The organism is candidate division WOR-3 bacterium (assembly GCA_029858255.1).
Taxonomy (GTDB): Bacteria; Hydrothermota; Tepidihabitantia; order SM23-42; family SM23-42; genus SM23-42.
The window spans coordinates 1-2,552 of sequence record JAOUFJ010000077.1 but is presented as its reverse complement, the minus strand read 5'-3'; the positions used below and the strand labels follow the sequence as shown (position 1 = coordinate 2,552).

The following is a 2,552-nucleotide window of genomic DNA, read 5'->3' as shown; positions in this document are numbered from 1 at the left end:
CGTATACAACATCATCGAGGCGTGAGCCGGTATCCACAAGACAGGTTGCAATGATCGTCAACGAGCCGCCTTCTTCGATATTACGTGCCGCACCGAAGAAACGTTTGGGCGGATATAAAGCTGAAGGATCCATACCGCCTGACAGTGTGCGCCCTGATGGGTTTACAACAAGGTTATAAGCGCGAGCTAGACGGGTGATCGAGTCCATTAAGATGACCACGTGGCGTCCGATCTCAACCAGTCTTTTCGCCCGTTCCAGCGCCAGTTCCGCTGTGCGGACATGAGATGTGACTGGTTCGTCAAATGTCGAAGCGACAACTTCGGCATCCACAGAGCGGTCCATATCGGTCACTTCTTCAGGTCGTTCGCCGATGAGCGCAACGATCAAATGTACATCTGGATATTTTGTTGAAATGGAATTCGCAATTTGCTTGAGAATTGTGGTCTTCCCCGCTTTTGGTGGTGATACGATCAGTCCGCGCTGGCCTCGTCCGATGGGGGCGATCAGGTTGATAAGGCGTGGGGCGAGTGTATCGTGGTCGGTTTCGAGATCAAATCTTTTGTCTGGGAAGATCGGTGTCAGGTTTTCAAAGACAGGTCGTTTTAATGCTTCTTCGCTGTCCAGCCCATTGATCGATTCTACTTTCAGTAATCCAAAGTGTCGTTCACTTTCACGAGGGGGGCGTACCTGTCCAATGACGAGGTCGCCTGCCCTGAGGTCATGCCTACGGAGTTGTGCCTGCGAGACGTATACATCCTGGTCACTGATTCTGTAGTTTGTGGCTCTCAGGAAGCCGATACCTTCGCTCATGATTTCCAAAATACCGCCGCGCAATTCAATGCCTTCCTTTTGCGCCTCTGCCTCGCGGATCATCATGGCGAGGGTCTCTTTCTTCAGACGATTGGCATTGGGAATGTTCAATGACTTTGCCATGCCGCGCAGTTTGGAGAGGGGTTCGTTCTCTAGTTCTAGTATTTTCATGTTTTAGTCTCTTTTTGTTGGAGTGATATGTGTGAATGCAAACCAAACCAGTGCCTTGTTAGGCAGGCTGGGAAGTTTCTTAGTTTATTTGTGGAGGGTTGGGTATTCTGTCAAATTCTTGTCATACGCCGCCCATACAAGATGAGAGGCTGTGCTAATGGATTACGTCAATTAAAAGGTCTGTAAATTAACGGGGAAGTATAAGTATTATAGCACCTTCGAGAAAGTGGTGCAAGAATATCACCCATGGCTTTACCAAAGTCGGGAAAAGGGTGTCGTGAGCAGTGAAAACGCGTCAGAGATATGAGCAGCAAACCAGCGTCGGGCTTGAGCGGTATTATGGAATTTTGCTTGTCGAGTGAGAGCGATCACTAAGTTGTTGATCGAGGCCATGACTTCACGGTCATTCGTGTTGTATCTTCTTTAAAGATCACGTCACGACGGCCGTGAAGTCCTGTTTCGATACCCCAATGCGCTCGACGAATCTTCAAGAGACGCGCCGGTGACGCGTTGGTGCGCGACAAGCTTGTAATTCCGAACTCCACTTCATTCGAAGTACGATAACAACGTCCAGAGCGCCACCATTGAAATTGACGTTCGAGACGATAGACTTGCGCTAAGCCCGGCCAGGTCGAATACGGGTTCAGCATTTCACTTGTAGTAAGGATGCGAGTTTCCAAACGGCCGTGACCCTTACTCACTTTTTGTGTAGTGAGGAAATCCATTTGAATTTTCCCAAAGCCGGGTTTCGGATATTCGGGCGCAAAGAGTTGTTGAATATTTTGATATAGCCGAAGTTGATTTTCCTTGACTGGAAAGACATAGTCACCACCCTGGTTGATAATTTGAGCCGATACCGCTTTTTGGGTGTGCATGGCGTCTGCGGTGATGATTTTTCGAGAGATTTCCACCTTTTTCAAGGCTTCGGGAGCCTGCGTGATCTCATTTTCTTTGCGACCCACCGCAACTTGAGACAGCACTTTCGCCTGTTCCACATCATACACGCTCAATAAATATTCTGATCCGTCTTCATCCTTCTTGCGTGTTCCGCGTGGTGTTTTCCCATCCATCACATACACTTCGCCATGCTCTCCTCTTTGATTGTATTCTCCCACCAACCTCGCAATTTCTTCTTCATACACCACATGCGCCAGTATTCGACGATACGTGTTGTAGTGTGGTAGCTTAGGTCGTTTCAATTGCAATAACTTTAATATTTGTTCCTGATGGTTCTTGGCCCAGTCCGCAATTGCCGATGGCGTATCTTCTCCACACATTTTTGCCATGACAATAATCGTTAGGATGCTTTCCAAGCTAAAACGCTTCCCGCGCGCTTTTCGAATATCCGTTAATTGACCTAACCTTTCAAAAACGCTGCCGCTATCGTACTCTACACCTTCCGCATTGATCTCTCGTTCTTTTTTTCCCTTTGCTATAATTCATCTCAGATCCTCCTCGGTTCATTGCTTGCGACTACTTGCAATTCTACCGAGAAGGATCTGTTTTTTTATTCTGTCAAGTGACTTTGGTAAAGCCATGCACTCTATCTGGACATTAACACGCTTTTTTC

General features: G+C 47.6%; 2 protein-coding genes. Both read right to left on the bottom strand.

The window, feature by feature from the left end; genetic code table 11:
• Window positions 1-982, bottom strand: a 982-nt coding sequence (gene rho, locus OEV79_12565) for a transcription termination factor Rho (protein MDH4212269.1), incomplete at its 3' end; no start/stop codon positions are given.
• A 371-nt stretch (window positions 983-1,353) separates the two neighbouring features.
• Window positions 1,354-2,391, bottom strand: coding sequence for an ISAs1 family transposase (locus tag OEV79_12560; protein MDH4212268.1), 1,038 nt, complete (start codon window positions 2,389-2,391; stop codon window positions 1,354-1,356).
• Window positions 2,392-2,552: the final 161 nt, after the last annotated feature.